Source organism: Tatumella sp. JGM94, from assembly GCF_018257595.1.
Classification (GTDB): Bacteria; Pseudomonadota; Gammaproteobacteria; order Enterobacterales; family Enterobacteriaceae; genus Tatumella; species Tatumella punctata.
Window position 1 is genome coordinate 1 of record NZ_JAERJN010000034.1, and the last position, 21,150, is coordinate 21,150.

Below are 21,150 nucleotides of genomic sequence, written 5' to 3' on the forward strand. Positions count from 1 at the left end.
TGGCATATGGATACCGGGATAATGACTACTTCTTCCTGAAGATAAAAGCAGCGTTCCCCGGTAAAACGCGATGAACCCAAAAAAAGCCACCCTTAGGTGACTTAATTTCGCATTTGGTGCCGAAGGCCGGACTCGAACCGGCACGTATTTCTACGGTTGATTTTGAATCAACTGCGTCTACCGATTTCGCCACTTCGGCACTGAAGGGTATGCGGAAAACAAGCGGATTATACCCTGAGTGCCGGACGGTGCAAGGTGATTCCGTGACGAAGTGAATTAACTGCCGAAAAAACAAACATTCAGCCGGTTTTCTGCCACAGTGTGCCGAATGTCTTTTATCAGTGTTCTGCCCTTGCTCCTCCCCTTGCCCCTGCCGCGGGTGATAGCAGGGTCGGAGTCCTCCGATTATCAGCAGGGGGCAGTAAAAAAGGAACTAACGGAGGCTGTTACGGACTAAACTCTGGCGCAGAGTAAAAATATAATTCTGATGAGGCTGTATTTATGAAAAAGATCACACACACACCTTTACTGGCAATGGGCTTCGTCGCGGCACTGGTCAGTGCCTCTGCCTGTGCTTCCAGCTGGCAGGATAAGCTGAGCAGTACTGCTTCGGATTTAATGAACTCTTCTTCTGCCACCTCCGGTCAGGCATCAGGTGCGCAAAACGGTTTATCCCTGTCTTCAATTACCGGTCTGCTGAATGGCGGAAATAAAGCGGTCAGTTCCGACAGTATGAGTAACGCAACCGGGATTCTGCAGTATTGTGCCGAAAATAATCTGGTGAAAAATAATGTCAGTTCGGTGACGGATCAGCTGAAAAATAAACTGGGCCTGACGGACTCCGGTGCTCAGCAACAGGAAAGCGGTTATATGCAGGGACTGGAAGGACTGTTGAATACAGGTAACAACCAGCAAATCAGCCTGAAAAGCCTGAGTAATACCCCGCTGGGTGAAAAGCTGAAAACCAAAGCCTGTAACGTAGTGCTTGAACAGGGCAAAAAATACCTCGGTATGTAATTTCCCGCCGGTACAGGCCTGCCGGCCTGTACCCTTTTTGACTCCCTGCCCTCAGTTTTTTGCTGATTTATTCACCGTCTGCAGTTACTGCTACACTTTACTCCCTGAGATAACTTCGCTGCCGCCGGAAATTAAGGTTATATTCGCTAATATACCGCCGGGCCGGTATCTGCTGACAGGTATGCGCTTCCCGGACGGCGGAGCACCGGGTTGTCCCTGTCCAAAAATCTGAGGGTGTTATGCAGGAACTTATTAAAGCTGTCGGGCTGGGATTAGTGGTGTTATTACCGCTGGCTAATCCGTTAACCAGTGTCGCTCTGTTTCTTGGCCTGTCCGGAGATATGAATTTTACCGAACGCAATCGCCAGTCTTTCCAGGCTGCGGTGTATGTGTTTGCCATTATGATGGTGGCCTGGTATGCCGGTAATGCGGTACTGGATACGTTCGGCATTTCTATCCCGGGCCTGAGGATTGCCGGAGGGCTGATTGTGGCATTTATCGGTTTCAGGATGCTGTTTCCGGCACAGCAACTGCACGATACGCCGGAAATACAGCATAAGCAGGAAGAAATTGATGCCGCCGGGCCGCATAATACTCCGGTAAATATTGCCTTCGTACCGATAGCCATGCCAAGTACTGCCGGGCCGGGAACCATTGCCATGATTATCAGTACTGCATCAACGGTAAGGGCCGGGGATTTTCCGGTCTGGGTTATGCATCTGGCACCGGTAATCACTTTCCTGCTGATTTCCGTGATTTTATGGCTTTCATTACGCAGTTCCGGCGCAATTATGCGCTTTATTGGTAAAGGCGGTATCGAAGCTATTTCCCGTTTAATGGGCTTTCTGCTGGTCTGTATGGGCGTGCAGTTTGTGATTAACGGGGGGCTGGATGTCGCAGCACACCTGAAGTAAAACCGGGAAATATTTCCCGGTTTTCTGTCCCGCGGGATTTATTGCGATTTCAGTGAGTCCCGTACTTTTTTCACCTGATCAGCACTGACAGCAGCAGCCGTATTTCCCCAGCCCTGACGGACAAATGTCGCCAGAGTTGCGACCTGCTGGTCAGACAGACGGTAGGCAAAACCGGGCATTTTCAGCATTGACGGGGCTTTAGCTGTGGCTGGCAGTTGTGCGCCTTGCAGAATTATCTGAATCAGACCATGCGGATCTCTGGCATTGACAATCGACGCCTGATCCAGTTGCGGGAAAGCACGGGCAGCTCCCAGGCCGTTGGCAAAGTGACAGGCACCACAGTTGTTCAGGTATAAAACTTCACCATCAGTCAGATCAGTGGCGGCAGTAAGTTTGTCGGTGGTGAGCTGATTTTTTTGCGGGTCATAAGTCTGTAATGGCGGGTTCCCGCCGAGGAATTTAAGATAAGCAGCGATCGCCTGCAGATCCGCATCGCTCATATGGGAAGTGCTGTGTTCCACCACCGCAGTCATTTCTCCGGCAACTCCGGCTTTATCGTTACGCCCGGTTTGTAAATAGTCGCTAATTTCTTCGGGACTCCAGCGCGGAATACCTCGCAGCGAGGGAACATCCCAGCCATTCAGCGAACCACCGGAAAGAAAGCTGCTGTTACTGCTATCCAGCCCTTGTTCGTTCATCGCAAAACCACGCGGGGAGTGGCAACTGCCGCAGTGACCAAGCGACTCGACAATATATGCCCCGCGGTTGACCTGATCGCTCGCTCCGCTAACCGGCATAAACGGCTGGTCCGGGGTAAATGCCAGATTCCAGAAACGCATTCCCCAGCGCTGGCTGAAAGGAAAACTCAGCCGGGTTTGCGGTGGCTGGCTATTTACCGGGGCCACACCGTGCATAAAGTAGTTATACAGGGCGTGGATATCCTGGTCACTGATTTTGGAATAATCCGGATACGGCATCGCCGGGTACAAAAAGCTGCCATCAGCACGGACACCTTTACGCACCGCATCAGCAAACTGCTGTTCCGTATACTGACCAATCCCGGACTGTTTATCAGGAGTAATATTGGTAGAGTAAATGGTGCCCAGACCAGACTTTATCGCCAGCCCGCCGGCATAATCGGCACCGCCGCTGCGAGTATGGCAGGCCATACAGTCTCCCAGCCGTGCCAGGTACTCGCCCTGTCTGACCAACTGATCCTGATTAGTGCTGTTGCTGTTGCTGTTGCCGGTGTCCGCGGCCTGAGTACTTCCCGCCAGCCCGCAGCCCAGTAGTAATACATTCGCCAACAGCAGGCGTCTGAATGTCATTTTTATCATGATATTACACCTGTACCAGTGGGCCGGGGTTGTTCAGATACTGTTCTTTAATCGCGTTGGCTGCCATTAAGGTGATGGCACCAATAGTATCTGTCGGGTTTGACTGGAAGTTCTGCGGAAACGCATTACCTCCTGGCACAAACACATTGTGAACATCCCAGCTTTGCAGATAGCGGTTCAGGGCAGAGGTTTTCGGGTTATCCCCCATGATGGCACCACCGACATTATGGGTAGAGACATATTTGGTCAGGTCAAAGTCCGCGCCCATCGGCAGAAAACTCATACTGAAACTGTCAGGGTTCAGTTCCCTGACGATATTGCCAACAATCCCTTTCAGATATTGCTGTAACATCAGTTCATTACGTTTCCAGTTAAAAGTCATCCGCAGTAACGGCTGACCATGGCGATCTTTATAGGTCGGATCCAGGTCCAGGTAAACATCGCGGTAAGACATGCATGAGGTGGTTATCCCCACTTTCATCGAATGGCCGTACCAGTTTTCCAGGCCGTTTTTCCAGCCCGCACCCCATGAAGGCGTGCCTGGCGGCAGTGCGGTACTGATAGGTGTCCCGGTCGACTGGGCACTCTGAATTTTCGCCCCGCCGATAATCCCCAGCGCCGGACCATCAAAGTTGCCCGGAGAGATATCGTTAAACTGCACCCCGGTAGGGCCGGAACTGATAAACGGATTAAAGTTTTTATCTTTAAAAAACAGGGTGGCAGCACCATTACTCAGGAACGCATAGTTACGCCCCACTACCCCTTCTTCGGTGACCGGATTATAAGGCTGGCCGATACCGGACAGCAGCATCAGACGGACGTTATAGAACTGGAAGCTGCTGAGAATAACAATTTTCGCCGGCTGGAAGCATTCATTGCCCTGCTCATCAATATAGAGCACGCCTTTAGCGGTTTTTTTATCGTCGTGCAGTACCACTTTCAGGACTTCGGCATGTACTTCATACGAGAAGTTTTTCATTTGCTTCAGGGCATCAAGCACCGCGGTCTGGGGTGAGGCTTTAGAATAGTTCAGGCAGGGATATTTAGAGCAATAACCGCAGTAGTTGCAGGGCGCGATGGTATTACCGTACGGATTCGTCCAGACCCTCGAAGCCGCCGCCGACGGGATAGTAAACGGGTGATAACCCATTTTTTTAACCGCATCACCGAACATCACGTTGTTCAGGGTATTTTCCAGCGGTGGTAACGGCATCGGATTGGCACGCGGCCCTTCAAAAGGATCGCCGCCCTCCAGAATTTTTCCACGCAGATTACCGGCATTGCCGGATAACCCACAGATACGTTCAAATTTTTCAAACCAGGGTTCAATTTCGTCCCAGCTGAACGGAAAGTCCCTGACCCGCATATCTTCAGACAATATGCCGGGTTTGTAGGCTTCATCAGCATAGGTTTTGAGTTTAAGATCGGTGGGGGTCGGACGCAGCAAAACGCCGGTCCAGTGCATACCTGCCCCGCCAACCCCGCCGCCTGGCACAAATGCTCCCCATTTACGGGTCGGCAACGCGGTGTCCTGCATCGTATAACGGACAGTGACGGCAGAATCGGCCGGGGTGGTCATAACTTTATTACGCACCGCATAGGCATATTCATCTGCCGGTTTAGGGTAGGCAAATGCAGCGTAATCCCGCTCCGGACCTTTCTCCAGGGCACGTACCGTCAGACCTGCCATCGCCAGTTCAATGCTCATTAATGAGCCTGCCCAGCCAAATCCGCAGACCACGACATCGACTTCTTTTTTAGTTATCTGAGCCATAAGAAACCTTGTTATTCAGAAAAACAGCAATCAGGCGGTTTCGCCCAACAGGCTGACCGGACCGAGAGGATATTTGACGTTATGTTGCCTGACCCATTCCAGATAACTGGCCCTGGCGCCGGGGAAACCGATAGCAATCCAGGCTTTCATGCCCTTGTTGCCGCCATACATCGGGTCTGCAAGGTAGCCATGTTTGGTATCCGCCAATAGCTGGCTGAAAAACTGTGAGCCTTTAAGGTCATTTTCACCCAGTGCTGCGAAGTCCAGAGTGTCTTTCTGTAATGCTGTCAGTACCTTATCTTTTTCCGTCACGGAGAGCTGATGGAAAGGTTTCTGCAGATTTTGCTGACTCCATTGATTCGTCAGCCGGATACCGGTCTGATAAATCTGCTGCGGATAAAAAGGGATCTGATATCCCATAGTCGCGGGTGCGCGGGGATTAAACGGCGCTTCCATATAAATTTCTTTACCGAACTGCGGGTCATGTAACTGCTGATCGATAAATACCGGCACATTCGTTTCCAGCGCACCGGGGGCCTTGCCGGGGCCACCAGCCGGAATAATCCGGTCAGTGGCCGCCAGGATAAACTGCCATTCGTCCGCCTGAAAAAATACCGGCGGGTAGTGATCAAGTTCGGGCGCAGCCATGTCAGCTGCCTGAGCTGCGGTCAGCCCCTTCAGTACCAGTTCAGTCAGTGGCAATGCCATCAGTGAACCGAGCAGGAATTTGCGGCGGGTGGTGTTTTTTTGCAACAGCATAATTAACGACTCTCATTTGCTCAGAATATATTTATTATTAAATTGTTAACAAAACAAAAGATGGAAACGCTTCCAATACAATGACAGCGCTTACATTAGCGCACTTTAATTACAAATTTAATATACTGATAACCTAACCATCAATATTTAGCACGAAATGTCGCCACTGACCGCGGGCGGGGATCAGTATTAAACCTGGCATGCCGGGGGGAAGTTCGCCATTCACCTGTAAAATAAGCGGGTATATTTTTGCCACACCACTGTCTATAGTCTTAGTCATATCAGCGGTTATCCGTACTGGTTGCGGATAATGCCAATGAAAACCTGTCTCCCGTCTGAGGGATACGAATACTGCTAATTTTCAGAGACTGACACCGTATGACTGCACCTTTACTGATTGCCCGTACTCCGCAACTGACCCTGAACCTGTTACCGGCCCTTGCCAACCGCCACGGTTTAATTACCGGCGCTACCGGTACCGGCAAAACCGTGACCCTGCAGAAAATGGCAGAATCCTTTTCGGCGATAGGCGTACCGGTATTTATGGCTGATGTGAAAGGCGATCTCAGCGGCATTGCCAAAGCCGGCGAGAGTTCAGAAAAACTGCAGACCAGGTTAGCCAGTATCGGAGTGACCGACTGGCAGCCGCAGGATAATCCGGTGGTACTGTGGGATATTTTCGGTGAAAAGGGTCATCCGGTACGGGCGACAGTGTCCGATCTCGGACCATTGCTGCTGGCAAGGCTGCTAAACCTCAACCAGATCCAGTCCGGCGTGCTGCAAATCATTTTCCGGATCGCTGACGATCAGGGTATGCTGCTGCTGGATTTCAAAGATCTCCGCGCAATGGTGCAGTATATCGGCGATCATGCGAAAGAGTTCACCACCCGGTACGGTAATATCAGCAGTGCTTCTGTCGGGGCGATTCAGCGCGGTTTGCTGGCCCTCGAACAGCAGGGAGCTGAATACTTCTTTGGCGAACCTATGCTGGATATTAAAGACTGGCTGCAGACCGATGCGCAGGGCCGCGGTATCATCAATATTCTGAGTGCAGAAAAACTGTATCAGATGCCTGAATTGTATGCCGCCAGCCTGCTGTGGATGCTGTCGGAATTGTATGAGCAATTACCGGAAACCGGTGATACAGAAAAACCGAAGCTGGTGTTTTTCTTCGATGAAGCCCACCTGTTGTTTAATGATATTCCCGACGTATTACTGGATAAAATTCAGCAGGTAATACGACTGATCCGTTCCAAAGGCGTCGGGGTATATTTTGTCACCCAGAACCCGGCCGATATTCCCGATACAGTGCTGGGTCAGCTGGGCAACCGTGTACAGCATGCCCTGCGGGCATTTACGCCTAAAGACCAGAAAGCAGTAAAAGCCGCAGCAACCACTCTGCGGGCTAATCCGGCCTTTAATACGGAACAAGCCCTCCAGGCACTGGGCACCGGTGAAGCACTTATTTCATTCCTTGATGAAAAAGGCAGTCCGTCGGTGGTCGAACGGGCGATGGTTATTGCCCCCGGCTCACGTATGGGGCCACTGAACAGTGATGAGCGTAACAGTCTGATCAATCATTCCCCCCTGTACGGCAAATATGACGAGGTGGCGGACCGGGAATCGGCGTACGAATTATTACAGCACGCTGTTCAGTCAGCCGGTCAGCAGGCCAATGCCCCGCAGGCTAAAGGCGGTAAAGACGCGGTAGAAAATACAGTGCTGGACGGGCTCAAAAATATTCTGTTTGGCTATACCGGGCCACGGGGAGGTAAACATGACGGAGTCGTGCAGACCATGGCAAAAACCGCAACTCGTCAGGTGACTAACCAGATTTTACGGGGTGTGCTGGGCAGCCTGTTTGGCGGGCGAAAATAATCTGAACGGTTTAGTCTGATCAAGGGGCCGTTCCGGCCTCTTCGCTGTACAGGGTAAGGCTCAGACCGCCTGATAACGCCTGGTAACAATCAGCGAGACACTGCTGAGCACCGCCAGCAGCATCCGTCCGCTTTCATTTACAGACCGCCAGTGCCAGACAGATTACCGAAAACCTGCAGCGGGGCGAATATGACCTCGCCTTACCGTGTTGCCTGCATGCAGAGCGCGGGATAAAACTGGCGGTGATGCCGGTACAGCACCCGCTGGCGGTACCCAGCCTGTCAATCCGCCAGCTGACAGAACGTACCCTGCAGATTCAGCTATAGCCCGGCCGCCAGCAATCTTCGGCACTGAAACTGTTTCTGAGTTTTATCGGAGAGCTATTACAGCAACAGCATGATAATTTTTCTGCCGGCGGCGATGAATTGTCCTGAAAAAGGTCCTTTCCGGGAAAAAAGCACGACTGATTGCTATGCTGAAACCTGATAACTGTAACTTAACCCTCTGATGTTGTGAGTTTACTGAGCTGTATATGGATAACACTTCCGGTCTGAAAAAAACCAAACGTCTGGCGTTATGCCTGCTTATGCTGGCGGGCATCATTTTTCTGGTTACCCTGTTTCTGCCGCAGACGCTGCCGGTACAGGCAGTAAAATCGGTGACCGAAGCGGCTATGGTCGGGGCACTGGCAGACTGGTTTGCGGTCAGTGCCTTATTTCACCGCATTCCGTTGCCCTTTATCGGCCGGCATACCGCGATTATTCCACGCAATAAACAGCGAATTGCCGATAGTCTTGGCCGGTTTGTCGAAGAAAAATTTCTCAGTCCCGACAGTATGATTACCCTGCTGCGCCGTCAGGATCTGGCAGGAAAACTGGCCGGCTGGCTGACCGTACCACAGAATGCCGGGCGGTTGAGTACCTTGCTCTGTCAACTGATCAGCGGTTTTCTGAATGCCGGAAATGACCAGCATATCCGGCGGTTTTTGCGTCAGGGGATAAGCCGTGCTATCGACAGTGTGGATTTCAGTCAGACTGCCGCCCGACTGCTGGAAAGCCTGACCCGTGAAAACCGCCATCAGGCACTGCTGGACTCACTGATAGCACAGGTCGTGCAGGTGCTGGAAAATCCACAGTCACGACAGTTTATTGCCGGACAAATCAGCCGCTGGTTCCGCCAGGAATACCCGACCATGGCACGGCTGGTGTCAGTGGAATGGCTGGGCGAAAAAGGCGCGGATAAAGTGACGGCGATGGTGGATTCTCTGCTGCTGGATGTCGCGCAGGATCAGCACCATCAGTTACGTGACAGCGTTAACCGCAGCGTACAGCGGTTTATTGAGGCATTGAAACAAGATCCGCAGATGCAGCAACGCGCCCGGCAACTGAAAACATGGCTTAAGGAAGATGAAACCTTTAACCAGTATACGGGGGAACTGTGGGACGATCTTCGCCGCTGGCTGACAGAGGATATGCAACAGCCAGAGTCAGCCACCGGCAGACAAATTCGTCAGGCTACCCTGCGGGCCGGAGAAGCCCTGCAAAAAGATCCGCAACTGCGGGCTTCCCTGAACCGGCATATTGAACAGGCGGCGACCCGCTGCGGGCCGGACGTCGCCCGCTTTCTGACGCGTCATATCAGCGATACCATTAAAAGCTGGGATAACCAGCAATTATCAGCCCAAATCGAGCAGAATATTGGCCGTGATTTACAGTTTATCCGTATTAATGGCACTCTGGTCGGCGGGGTTCTCGGACTATTACTGTTTTTAGTCTCCCGGTTACCGGAATTTATTCAGTTATTACGCCACTGGCTGACATTATAACTTCCGCTAAAAGAAATAAGTAACCGACTAATGATTAAATATAATTAATAGTACTAAATACGTAATATTATTTTTTCAGAATGAAATAACATTCCCGGGGCATAATTCTGGACAGGATTTATTTTATTGGTTATAAAGCCGCATCGTCAGGAAGACATGAATTAATTAAGGATATCAGCCTTGAAGCGACTCTCTGTAACCCTGCTGTGCTCTGCCTCTCTGGTCCCTGCGCCAGGTAATGCCGGTATTATGCGTGAAGATGTCCCGGTTCAGGAATACCGTGACTTTGCGGAAAACCTCGGTAAATACCGCCCGGGAAAACAGAATGTCAGCGTATTAAAAACTGATGGCAGCACTGCCGGTATATTACGTTACCCGATACCGGATTTTGGTGCGGTAAACACCCAGGGATATGCCACCCTGATATCCCCCTCGTATATTGTCAGTGTCCGGCATAATGGCGGTTATAAAACAGCAGATTTCGGTAATAATGCAAATTTCAAAACAAAATATAGTTTAATTAATCGTAACGATGATACTGCGCGTGATTTTCATGTCCCGAGACTGAATAAAGTTGTTACGGAAGCGGCCCCGGTACCCACGGTTAAAGGTAAAGACCTCGCCAAAAATAAAGACCGCTATCAATGGTTTGCCCGTGTCGGCGCGGGCACACAATACCAGGTCGATGCCGATACCGGCGGACTGAGTTACCTGTCAGGTGCTTATCAATGGAAAAGCGGTGGCACTATGACAGAACCCACTTTCGAAAGCTGGCGGCTGCGCTGGTATAACTACTCGCCAGAGGATCCGCGGGTTCAGCCACTGGACTCCTCTCCCAGGCCCGGTGACAGCGGCAGCCCGATGTTCGTTTACGATAATCAGGAAAAAATCTGGAAACTGGCCGGCGTCCTGACCAGTATTTCCGGGTCTGAGCCGTATAATCTGCGGGGCTATGTCCTGTTTCTGCAGGATGCTCATCTCGCTGCCGTACAACAGGAGAATACCGACCCGGCCGTCACTGACCGCCGCTCTGCGGGGGATATTCTCTGGTCAGCGGACAGCATTCGCCAGGCTGATACTCAGTGGCAATGGCATGGTACCGACACCCTGATTCCGGCACTGGCAACGAATGAACAACTGGATGCCAGTAAAGACCTGCAATTTAACGGGGAAGGCGGCACTATTATATTGCAGCAGTCCGTTAACCACGGTGCCGCAAAATTACAGTTTTCCAATAATTATCAGGTCGTTTCCGGGCCCGGTGAAGATGCCCGCTGGGTGGGTGGCGGTATCGAAGTCGATGAGAATTATACGGTGGACTGGCAGGTTAACGGTCAGGCCGGCGATGTGCTGCATAAAATCGGTGCCGGTACCCTGTGGGTTCACGGGCAGGGAGCAAACCCCGGTGCGCTGAACACCGGTGACGGAGTGGTGATCCTCGACCAGCAGCCGGACAGTAACGGTAAAATACAGGCCTTTTCCGCGGTGACGCTGGTCAGCGGACGCCCGACAGTTGTGCTGAACAGTGCTGATCAGGTCAGCAGTGACAATATTCAGTTTGGCTACCGGGGCGGCAACCTGGATTTAAATGGCCAGTCATTAGTCTTTAGCGAAATAAAACATAATGATAACGGGGCACGCTTACTGAATAATAATGCTCTGCAGGCCTCTGAGGTGACACTGTATGGGGCGGATTATCAGTTTTCCGGCAGTCTCGGCAGCCCGCAGGCCAGCGGGAAGCTGAATCTGACCAGCCTGTCAGACGGGCGACTGAGTGGCGGTGCCAGCCTGGCGGAACTGGCGGTGAGCAGCGGTCACCTGCAACTGGCCGGGCAGCAGGAACTCCATGCCGGTAATGTGCTGTACAGCGATGACTGGCAGCCGCAGACGTATACTGCAGAAACAGCCAGAGTCGCGACAGACAGTCGCCTGACGGTGGCAGAGCATGCCACCCTTAATGCAACAACCCTCCTGTCAGATAACGCCGGGCTGATAATGCAGGCCCGCAGTACCCTGCAGGGCAGCGTGCTGCTGGAGACTGACCGTTCGCAACTGATTGCCGATATCAGCCCGCGGGTCAGTACTCTCGGCGAGTTGTCCGCACAAATTGATGCGCAGATCACCGGCGAGGGAACGCTGGAAAAAACCGGTACCGGACGGCTGACGTTAACCGGTGACAGCAGCAATAAGGGCGGGATCCGTGTCCGCGAAGGTGAGCTGGAAGTCCGCTCCGTGGTCAGCGGCCCGCTGAATATGTTTGCAGAAACAACACTCTCCGGCCCGGGCCGCCTCGGGGCAGTTTCCGGAGGGAAGAACGTCACCTTTTATCCCGGCCTGCACCGACAGTCAGAAAACGACTGGGCGGTTATGAAGATGGCCAGTCTGGATATACCTGACGGTGGTCAGTTGATCCTGAATTCAGGCTTTAGCGGCACAACTACCGATCGTTTGCTGATTGAGGGTGACCTGAATAGCCGTGCCGGTTCACCATTGCTGGTAAGTGTTAACTCACAAGGGATCTGGCGAAATACCGATACGAATGGCAATAACCATGCGGACAGCAACGAAGGTATCTCATTAGTTCAGGTCGGCGGGGCCTCTGATGAGACGCGGGTAAAGCTGGCGGGTGGTTATGTGGCCCGTGGTGCCTGGGCATATGATTTATATGCCTTCGCCCCGGGAAAATCAGACGCAGGTGAACGCTTACTTACCGGAGAAGGTAATCAATACTGGGATTACCGTCTGCAAAATATTCTGCTTAACAGTGACGGTAATACAGTACCTGTGGCACCGGAACCCGCGCCCCAGCCAGATCCGCAACCGGTACCGGAACCCGCGCCGCAGCCAGACCCGCAGCCGGTACCGGAACCCGCGCCGCAGCCAGACCCGCAACCGGTACCTGCACCACAGCCAGACCCGCAACCGGTTCGTCCGGCAACCACACCACAGGTGCCGTCCTATATTTCACTGCCGTCAGCCCTGGGGAATTTCAGTTCAGCCATACAGGAGATGCTCAGCGATAGCGTACGTGTTCAGGACCGGGCAATATTCGCTTATGGCTATCATAGCGAGGAGCGTTACCACACGGCCGGTGACTTTGCCCGCTACGGGTATAATTTTACCAGTAAATCTAATGGCTGGATGCTCGGCGGTCGCTGGCAACTGGCCGTATCGCCATGGCAGCAAATCACCGTCGGCGCGGGAGTGAGTAAGGGCTCACTTTCAGTAAAGCCCTCTGCTGCTGACGGAGACAGCCGCACAGCATTTGATACCCTGAGTATTAACAGCCTGCTGCGCTGGCAACACAGAGATGGCTGGTGGCTGGAAATGCCCGCCGGGTATACGCGCTTCAGTGGTACGGTGCATACCGGTTTACGCGGTGGTGTTGCCAGCCCGAAAGCTGGTAGCTGGACCGCCGGACTGGATGCCGGTAAACGCTGGCAGTCAGCAACACAAAGTATCACCCCGCTACTGGGGATACGCTGGCAGTATCTGAATATCCGGCCATTTAGCGATGAAGATCAGGCTCAGGTCCGCTACCGGATACAGCGCAACCCTGATTTCAGTGCCGGTGCGGGCTACCGGCTGGATCTCGGAAATCTGACTGCCGGAGTCGATTTACGGTTAATTCATCGTCCGGGCGGTGGCAGCCAGGCGATTATCAGTGACGGCCTGACATCCTCCAGTTTCAGTGCCGGGCGTGGTGGTGACAGCGTACAGCTGAAAACCAGGGCCGCATTACGGCTGACGGAGAACACGACACTGACGACCGGTATGCAGTACCAGACACGGCTGCAAAAAGAAGGTATTGATGACTGGAATATCCTCAGCGGTCTGGAAGTGAGCTTCTGAGAAACAGGCATAAAAAAGGGGTTCACCGCACAAGTGAACCCCTTTTTTCAGGCAGCCTTTAGCGCCGTTTAATCAGTAAATAGAAGCTGATAATAAAGAACGCGGCACTCGGTAAAATAGCGCCGAGGAAAGGAGGCAGCCCGTAGACCAGGCTGAGTGGCCCAAAGATCTTATCCAGTACATAGAACAGGAAGCCAAAACTGATACCGGTTACCACGCGCATTCCCATAGAGACACTGCGCAGCGGACCAAAAATAAACGATAATGCCATCAGCATCATTACGGCCACCGAAAGAGGCTGTACTGCTTTACTCCACATATTCAACTGATAACGCTCTGCTTTCTGTCCGCTTTGTTTCAGATACCTGATGTAATCATTCAGTCCGCGGATAGATAATGAATCCGGGTCCAGCGCCACAACATTCAGTTTTTCCGGGGTCAGGCTGGTTTTCCAGACGCCGGTCACGGTCTGAGAGCCGGTAATTTGCTGCGGGTTAGTCAGGTCTGATTCATCCACCTGTACCAGGTTCCACTGGTGTTGTCCGCTATCCCAGTCGGCCGTCGCCGCGAAACGGACATCTTCCAGCCGGCGCTGATCATTAAAGCGGTAAATACTGACGCCTTTCAGCTGATTTTCGCTCTGGATATGCTCAATAAAGATAAAGTTATTACCATCTTTAGCCCACAACCCGCCCTGAGTCGACAGTAGTGAACCTCCGAGCATTTGCTGGGCGCGGTAATTGTGCGCCATCTGATCACCCTGTGGTGCCACAAACTCGCCAATCGCCATCGACAGTAATACCAGCGGGATAGCTGTTTTCATCACTGAAAGAGCAATTTGCAGGCGGGTGAAACCGGAAGCCTGCATTACCACCAGTTCGCTGCGCTGTGCCAGGCTGCCCAGTCCGAGTAAGGCCCCCAGTAAAGCGGCCATCGGAAAAAACAGTTCCAGGTCTGACGGCACACTTAACAGGGTAAAATAACCGGCGTCCAGCGCCGTATACGCGCCCTGGCCGGTTTTTCTTAACTGCTCAACAAATTTGATAATGCCCGACAGAGACACCAGCATGAACAGAGTCATCATGATGGTGTTAAATATGGTTTTACCAATATAACGGTCCAGTACTCCAAACATCAGACCACCTCACTGCGGCTGAAACGGGCCCTGAATCGACGCATCGGCAGGGTATCCCACAGGTTCAGGACAATCGCCAGCAACAGATATCCGAGATTAACTGACCACATCCAGACGGCAGGATCAAGACGGCCCTTACCGGCATTTGAGCGGAATGAACTCTGTACCAGGAAGAAAATCAGATACAGCAACATTGCCGGCAGCATCGATAAGACCCTTCCCTGACGCGGGTTAACCACACTCAGTGGTACCACCATCAGCGCCATAACCAGTACCGAGAATACCAGAGTCAAACGCCAGTGCAGCTCCGCACGGAATGCCGGTGAAGGGTTATGCCACAGGGTACTGAATGTCGCCTGGTCCGTATCATTCGGATCCAGAGTGGCCTCTTTATAGCCCATCACCGCCTGATATTTGGTGAAGTCAGTAATACGGAAATCGCGCAGCATCGCCGTGCCTTCAAAGCGGGTTCCTTTATCGAGGATCACCGTCTGGGAACCGTCAGCATGCTGTTCCATATGGCCCTGGTCCGCCACCACGACCGAAGGACGGGCATTTCCTTTGGGCCGCAGCTGTGCCAGGAAAACATTACCGAACTTGTTGCCTTTCACGTTCTCGATAAACAGTACTGAGTTGCCGTCACCGGAAGTACGGAATTGTCCGGCTGCCAGCGCGGCTGCCCCCGGGTTGGCTCTGGCGTTCTGGGTCACCTGATCCTGGTAGCGCGCCGACCATGGCCCCAGCCAGGTGACGTTAATCGCCGCCAGAGCAGCCGTCAGCAGCATCAGCAACAAGGCCGCCTTCACCAGCACACTTTTGCCCAGACCACAGGCATGCATGACCGTGATTTCGCTTTCGGTGTACAGCCTTCCCAGCGTCATCAGGATCGCCAGAAACAGGCTTAATGGCAGGATAAGTTGCGCCATATCAGGCACCCCTAATCCCAGAAGAGTAAGAACTAAATTTGTCGGGATATCGCCGTCTACCGCCGCTCCGAGGATCCTGACCAGCTTCTGACAAAAGAAGATCAGTAGCAGGACAAACAGAATGGCGAACTGACTTTTAAGCGTCTCCCGAACCAGATATCTAATGATAATCACGCTAAATACGCCTGTGAAAACTTGTCTTTTTGCAGGAAAGTCGATAGTTTCAACGCTTATTAGCCATTTTAATTCATCAATGGCTGCCATCGTGGCTAAAATTGTATGACCACCTTCTCAGGATACTGAGGTATCAGCCCTCAGAATCTTAACTTATTATGACGCCGATATGGTGTTTGTCATGGTACAACTGTTTCATAATAAGAATAAGAGTTATACATTCTAGCGATAGCAAACGCTGTTGTCTTTAAGATTCAGGAGAATACATGGAGTTCAGTGTAAAAAGCGGTAGCCCGGAAAAACAACGCAGTGCCTGTATTGTTGTCGGCGTATTTGAACCTCGTCGTCTGTCGCCGATTGCCGAGCAACTCGACAAGATCAGCGATGGCTATATCAGTGCCCTGCTTCGCCGCGGCGAACTGGAAGGAAAAGTGGGCCAGACCCTGTTACTGCACCATGTGCCGAACATTCTCTCTGAGCGCATTCTGCTGATTGGTTGTGGTAAAGAACGTGAACTGGACGAGCGTCAGTATAAGCAGATTATTCAGAAAACCATTAACACCCTGAATGATACTGGCTCAATGGAAGCCGTCTGTTTTCTGACCGAGTTACATGTTAAAAGTCGTAACAATTACTGGAAAGTACGTCAGGCGGTCGAAACGGCGAAAGAATCTCTGTACTGCTTTGATCAGCTGAAAAGTAATAAAGCTGAACCACGCCGTCCGTTACGCAAAATGGTCTTTAATGTGCCGACCCGCCGTGAGCTGACCAGTGGCGAACGTGCCATCCAGCATGGTCTGGCCGTTTCGGCCGGGGTTAAAGCAGCTAAAGACCTCGGTAATATGCCACCGAATATTTGTAATCCGGCATATCTGGCTTCTCAGGCCCGTCAGTTAGCGGACGCTTACAGCCAGAATATCACCACCCGGGTGATTGGTGAGCAGCAGATGAAAGAACTGGGGATGAATGCTTATCTGGCGGTCGGTGCCGGTTCGCAGAACGAGTCCCTGATGTCAGTGATTGAGTACAAAGGTCATCCGGATGCGGATGCCCGGCCGATTGTACTGGTCGGTAAAGGTCTGACTTTCGATGCCGGAGGGATTTCCCTGAAGCCCGGCGAAGGCATGGACGAAATGAAGTACGATATGTGTGGCGCCGCGACAGTCTATGGTGTGATGCGTATGGTCGCCGAGCTGAAACTGCCGCTGAATGTGGTAGGTGTGCTGGCCGGGTGTGAAAATATGCCTGACGGCCGGGCGATGCGTCCGGGGGATGTTCTGACAACCATGTCTGGTCAGACCGTCGAAGTGCTGAACACCGATGCCGAAGGCCGCCTGGTGCTGTGTGATACCCTGACCTACGTCGAGCGTTTCGAGCCGGAAGTGGTTATTGATGTCGCCACCCTGACCGGTGCCTGTGTGATTGCCCTCGGCCACCATATCAGCGGACTGTTATCTAACCATAACCCGCTGGCCCATGAACTGATTGGGGCTTCCGAGCAGTCCGGTGACCGTGCATGGCGTTTACCAATGGCTGATGAGTACCAGGAACAGCTGGAATCAAACTTTGCCGATATGGCCAATATCGGCGGACGCCCCGGCGGAGCTATCACTGCCGGATGTTATCTGGCCCGCTTTACACGTAAGTATAACTGGGCTCACCTGGATATTGCCGGTACCGCATGGCGTTCAGGGAAAGCCAAAGGTGCTACCGGACGTCCGGTTCCGCTGCTGTCACAGTTCCTGCTGAACCGTGCCGGGCTGGGTAACGACGAGTAAACCGCCTGCCGCTGTACACCCGGCCCGCCAGGGTGTACGGTTTTTGATCTGCAGTCGCGGCATCATTTATTTTATGAGTGACTCCGGTCACTCTTTTTACTTCATGAAACACAGGCAATCCCATGAAAAATGCCACGTTTTATCTTCCTGGTCCCGATCTGCAACAGGATACCCTGTCTGCGGCAGAAGCACTGGCCTGCGAGCTGGCTGCTGCCCGCTGGCGTGAAGGTAAACGCATCCTGGTCGCCTGCGAAAACGAACAACAGGCTATTCGCCTTGATGAGGCGTTATGGCAACGTCCGGCAGAGGCATTTGTTCCGCATAATCTGGCCGGTGAAGGCCCGCGTTATGGCGCGCCGGTTGAACTGGCCTGGCCGGAGAAACGCGGCAGTACTTCCAGAGATTTGCTGATTAACCTACTGCCGTGGTTCGCAGATTTTGCTACTGCTTTCCATGAAGTGATAGACTTCGTTCCTGATGAAGAATCTTTGAAGCAGCTGGCGCGTGACCGCTATAAAGCGTATCGCAGCGTCGGTTTCCAATTGAATACGGCAACGCACTCCGCGCCAAAAACGACATAGCAGAAATGGAAAAAACATATAATCCGCAAGAGATAGAACAGCCGCTTTACGAGCACTGGGAAAAGCAAGGCTATTTCAAACCCAATGGTGATACCCGCCAGGAAAGCTATTGCATTATGATCCCGCCGCCAAATGTGACCGGCAGTCTGCACATGGGACATGCTTTCCAGCAGACAATTATGGATACCATGATCCGTTACCAGCGTATGCAGGGGAAAAATACCCTGTGGCAGGCAGGGACTGACCATGCGGGTATCGCTACCCAGATGGTGGTTGAACGTAAAATCGCTGCGGAAGAAGGTAAAACCCGTCAGGACTACGGCCGCGAGGCGTTTATCGACAAAATCTGGGAATGGAAAGGCGAATCCGGGGGCACTATCACCCGCCAGATGCGTCGTCTGGGTAACTCTGTGGACTGGGAACGTGAGCGTTTCACCATGGACGAAGGGTTATCCAATGCGGTTAAAGAAGTGTTTATCCGTCTGCACAAAGAAAATCTGATCTACCGTGGTAAACGGCTGGTGAATTGGGATCCGAAACTGCGCACCGCTATTTCCGATCTGGAAGTTGAAAACCGTGAGTCGAAAGGCTCTATGTGGCATATCCGTTATCCGCTGGCGGATGGCGCGAAAACTGCCGAAGGCAAAGATTACCTGGTGGTCGCCACAACCCGTCCGGAAACTCTGCTGGGGGATACGGGCGTTGCTGTTAATCCGGAAGATCCGCGTTATAAAGATCTGATCGGTAAAGAACTGATACTGCCACTGGTTAACCGCCGGATCCCGATCGTCGGTGACGAACATGCCGATATGGAAAAAGGCACCGGTTGTGTGAAGATCACACCTGCCCATGACTTTAATGACTATGACGTCGGACGTCGCCATAAGCTGCCGATGATCAATATTCTGACCTTTGATGGCGATATTCGTCAGCTGGCTCAGGTTTATGATACTAACGGTGAAGAAAGTAGCGTTTACGATGCCGCGATCCCTGCTGAGTTTGCCGGGCTGGAGCGTTTTGCGGCCCGTAAAGCCATCGTTTCTGCCGTCGATGCGGCCGGTTTACTGGAAGAAATTAAGCCTCATGATCTGACCGTACCTTACGGCGATCGTGGTGGCGTGGTGATTGAACCTATGCTGACCGACCAGTGGTATGTGCGTACTGCACCACTGGCGAAAGTTGCCGTTGAAGCCGTCGAGAACGGTGATATTCAGTTCGTCCCTAAACAGTACGAGAATATGTATTTCTCATGGATGCGTGATATCCAGGACTGGTGTATCTCCCGCCAGCTATGGTGGGGTCACCGTATTCCGGCCTGGTACGATGATAACGGTAACGTTTTTGTCGGCCGTAATGAAGCCGAAGTCCGTGCCGACAATAATCTGGCAGATGATGTCGCGCTGCGTCAGGACGAAGACGTACTGGATACCTGGTTCTCTTCCGGTTTGTGGACTTTCTCTACCCTTGGCTGGCCGGAGAATACCGAGGCTCTGCGCACTTTCCATCCGACCAGTGTGGTGGTCAGTGGCTTTGATATTATTTTCTTCTGGATTGCCCGCATGATCATGCTGACCATGCACTTTATGAAAGACGAAAATGGTAAGCCACAGGTTCCTTTCAAAACCGTCTATATGACCGGCCTGATCCGTGACGATGAAGGACAGAAAATGTCCAAGTCGAAAGGTAACGTGATCGATCCGCTGGATATGGTGGACGGTATTTCACTGCCGGATTTGCTGGAAAAACGTACCGGCAATATGATGCAGCCGCAGCTGGCAGAAAAAATCCGTAAGCGTACCGAGAAGCAGTTCCCGAATGGTATTGAACCTTCCGGCACCGATGCGCTGCGCTTTACCCTGGCAGCACTGGCTTCTACCGGCCGTGATATCAACTGGGATATGAAGCGACTGGAGGGCTACCGCAATTTCTGTAATAAGCTGTGGAATGCCAGCCGTTTTGTACTGATGAACACCGAAGACCAGGATTGCGGATTTAATGGTGGTGAGAAAGTTCTGTCGCTGGCTGATCGCTGGATCCTGACTGAGTTTAACCGTACGGTTAAAGCATACCGCGAAGCACTGGATAGTTATCGTTTCGATATCGCTGCCGGTCTGCTGTATGACTTTACCTGGAACCAATTCTGTGACTGGTACCTGGAACTGACCAAACCGGTCATGAACAGTGGCAGTGAGGCAGAACTGCGCGGTACCCGTCATACACTGGTGACGGTACTGGAAGCGTTACTGCGCCTGGCGCATCCGATTATTCCGTTTATTACCGAAACCATCTGGCAACAGGTGAAGGTTCTGACCGGTAACAGCGATGACACTATTATGCTGCAGCCATTCCCTGCCTACGATGCGGCGAAGGAAGATGCGCAGGCACAGGCAGACATCGAATGGATTAAGCAGGCTATCGTATCAGTACGTAATATTCGTGCTGAAATGAATATTGCCCTGAGTAAACCACTGGATCTGCTGCTGCGTGGCGCTACCCCCGAAGTACTGCGCCGTGTGGAAGCGAACCGGACCTTCCTGCAACGTCTGGCACGCCTGGAAAGCCTGACACTGCTGGCCGCCGATGATAAAGGCCCGGTTTCTGTGACTAAGCTGGTCGAGGGTGCCGAGTTACTGATCCCGATGGCCGGACTGGTTAATAAAGAAGCCGAACTGGAACGTCTGGCAAAAGAGCTGGCGAAAGTGGATCTCGAAATTGAGAAAATCGACACTAAACTGGCTAACGAAGGCTTCGTCGCCCGTGCCCCTGCCGCTGTGGTAGAGAAAGAGCGTGAACGTCTGAGTGATCTGCAACAGGCCAGAGTGAAAATTATCGAGCAGCAGGCAGTCATCGCTGCGCTATAAGTTTTCCGTTATCCTTTACTGTTTAAAGCCGGGTTTGTCCCGGCTTTTTTGTGCCGGGAACATTTTTCCGACGGCAAGTCTCTTGCTACCGATCGGACGGGTTAAGGCCCGGTGGCGTGGGCCTTAACAATCCGTGCCGGGGCGTCACCTTTTAGTGCGGAGTTACTGGTTTTTGGCATAAGCTTCCGGCTCTGAGCATCTTCCTTTATCAGATACCTTTATCGCTGAAACAGTTTTGCTGCAATCGGCGTTATCGATAATCAGTGCGAATCCACCGCCTTCGGGCATAAACGTCCGGCTCTGTGCATCTTCCTTCCGCCATCAGTGGCGGAGTTTCAG

General features: G+C 52.4%; 14 protein-coding genes and 1 tRNA gene. 8 read left to right on the plus strand and 7 right to left on the minus strand.

Translation table 11 applies throughout. The features are described 5' to 3' along the window. Nucleotides 1-114 precede the first annotated feature (114 nt). A tRNA-Leu gene (locus tag JK216_RS16620) sits at nucleotides 115-199 on the minus strand. A gap of 302 nt (nucleotides 200-501) precedes the next feature. On the opposite strand from JK216_RS16620, the gene JK216_RS16625 reads away from it, so the two are divergent. Continuing rightward, a complete protein-coding gene (locus JK216_RS16625; RefSeq protein ID WP_212712128.1) occupies nucleotides 502-1,017 on the plus strand; it encodes a DUF2501 domain-containing protein in 516 nt (171 codons plus the stop codon). 239 nt (nucleotides 1,018-1,256) lie between these two features. Further along, nucleotides 1,257-1,931 carry a MarC family NAAT transporter gene (locus JK216_RS16630; protein WP_212710841.1) on the plus strand — a complete coding sequence of 225 codons (675 nt, stop codon included), beginning with the start codon at nucleotides 1,257-1,259 and terminating at the stop codon, nucleotides 1,929-1,931. A 38-nt stretch (nucleotides 1,932-1,969) separates the two neighbouring features. Here the strand turns inward: JK216_RS16630 and JK216_RS16635 are convergent, their stop codons facing one another. From JK216_RS16635 to JK216_RS16650, 4 genes are all read right to left on the minus strand, one after another. Beyond that, nucleotides 1,970-3,259, minus strand: coding sequence for a cytochrome c (locus JK216_RS16635; protein ID WP_212712133.1), 1,290 nt, complete (start codon nucleotides 3,257-3,259; stop codon nucleotides 1,970-1,972). A 13-nt stretch (nucleotides 3,260-3,272) separates the two neighbouring features. Beyond that, a complete protein-coding gene (locus JK216_RS16640; RefSeq protein WP_212709604.1) occupies nucleotides 3,273-5,042 on the minus strand; it encodes a GMC family oxidoreductase in 1,770 nt (589 codons plus the stop codon). A gap of 30 nt (nucleotides 5,043-5,072) precedes the next feature. After that, nucleotides 5,073-5,801, minus strand: coding sequence for a gluconate 2-dehydrogenase subunit 3 family protein (locus JK216_RS16645; RefSeq protein WP_212712129.1), 729 nt, complete (start codon nucleotides 5,799-5,801; stop codon nucleotides 5,073-5,075). A 133-nt stretch (nucleotides 5,802-5,934) separates the two neighbouring features. After that, a complete protein-coding gene (locus tag JK216_RS16650) occupies nucleotides 5,935-6,081 on the minus strand; it encodes a hypothetical protein (protein ID WP_212709602.1) in 147 nt (48 codons plus the stop codon). A gap of 98 nt (nucleotides 6,082-6,179) precedes the next feature. On the opposite strand from JK216_RS16650, the gene JK216_RS16655 reads away from it, so the two are divergent. From JK216_RS16655 to JK216_RS16665, 3 genes are all read left to right on the plus strand, one after another. Continuing rightward, complete coding sequence (locus tag JK216_RS16655) at nucleotides 6,180-7,679, plus strand: helicase HerA-like C-terminal domain-containing protein (RefSeq protein WP_212709601.1); 1,500 nt, start codon at nucleotides 6,180-6,182, stop codon at nucleotides 7,677-7,679. A 532-nt stretch (nucleotides 7,680-8,211) separates the two neighbouring features. Beyond that, a complete protein-coding gene (locus JK216_RS16660; protein WP_212712130.1) occupies nucleotides 8,212-9,504 on the plus strand; it encodes a DUF445 family protein in 1,293 nt (430 codons plus the stop codon). Nucleotides 9,505-9,684: 180 nt separating this feature from the next. Beyond that, on the plus strand, nucleotides 9,685-13,356 hold the full coding sequence (locus JK216_RS16665; RefSeq protein ID WP_212712131.1) for a S6 family peptidase: 3,672 nt from the start codon (nucleotides 9,685-9,687) through the stop codon (nucleotides 13,354-13,356). 58 nt (nucleotides 13,357-13,414) lie between these two features. Here the strand turns inward: JK216_RS16665 and lptG are convergent, their stop codons facing one another. Continuing rightward, nucleotides 13,415-14,491, minus strand: coding sequence for an LPS export ABC transporter permease LptG (gene lptG / locus JK216_RS16670; protein ID WP_212709673.1), 1,077 nt, complete (start codon nucleotides 14,489-14,491; stop codon nucleotides 13,415-13,417). Next, complete coding sequence (lptF, locus tag JK216_RS16675) at nucleotides 14,491-15,591, minus strand: LPS export ABC transporter permease LptF (RefSeq protein WP_212709672.1); 1,101 nt, start codon at nucleotides 15,589-15,591, stop codon at nucleotides 14,491-14,493. Before lptF ends, lptG begins: the two co-directional genes overlap by 1 nt. 266 nt (nucleotides 15,592-15,857) lie before the next feature. On the opposite strand from lptF, the gene pepA reads away from it, so the two are divergent. From pepA to JK216_RS16690, 3 genes are all read left to right on the plus strand, one after another. After that, complete coding sequence (pepA, locus tag JK216_RS16680; protein WP_212709671.1) at nucleotides 15,858-17,369, plus strand: leucyl aminopeptidase; 1,512 nt, start codon at nucleotides 15,858-15,860, stop codon at nucleotides 17,367-17,369. 122 nt (nucleotides 17,370-17,491) lie between these two features. Continuing rightward, complete coding sequence (locus JK216_RS16685) at nucleotides 17,492-17,950, plus strand: DNA polymerase III subunit chi (protein ID WP_212709670.1); 459 nt, start codon at nucleotides 17,492-17,494, stop codon at nucleotides 17,948-17,950. Nucleotides 17,951-17,955: 5 nt separating this feature from the next. Next, complete coding sequence (locus JK216_RS16690) at nucleotides 17,956-20,811, plus strand: valine--tRNA ligase (protein WP_212712132.1); 2,856 nt, start codon at nucleotides 17,956-17,958, stop codon at nucleotides 20,809-20,811. Nucleotides 20,812-21,150: the final 339 nt, after the last annotated feature.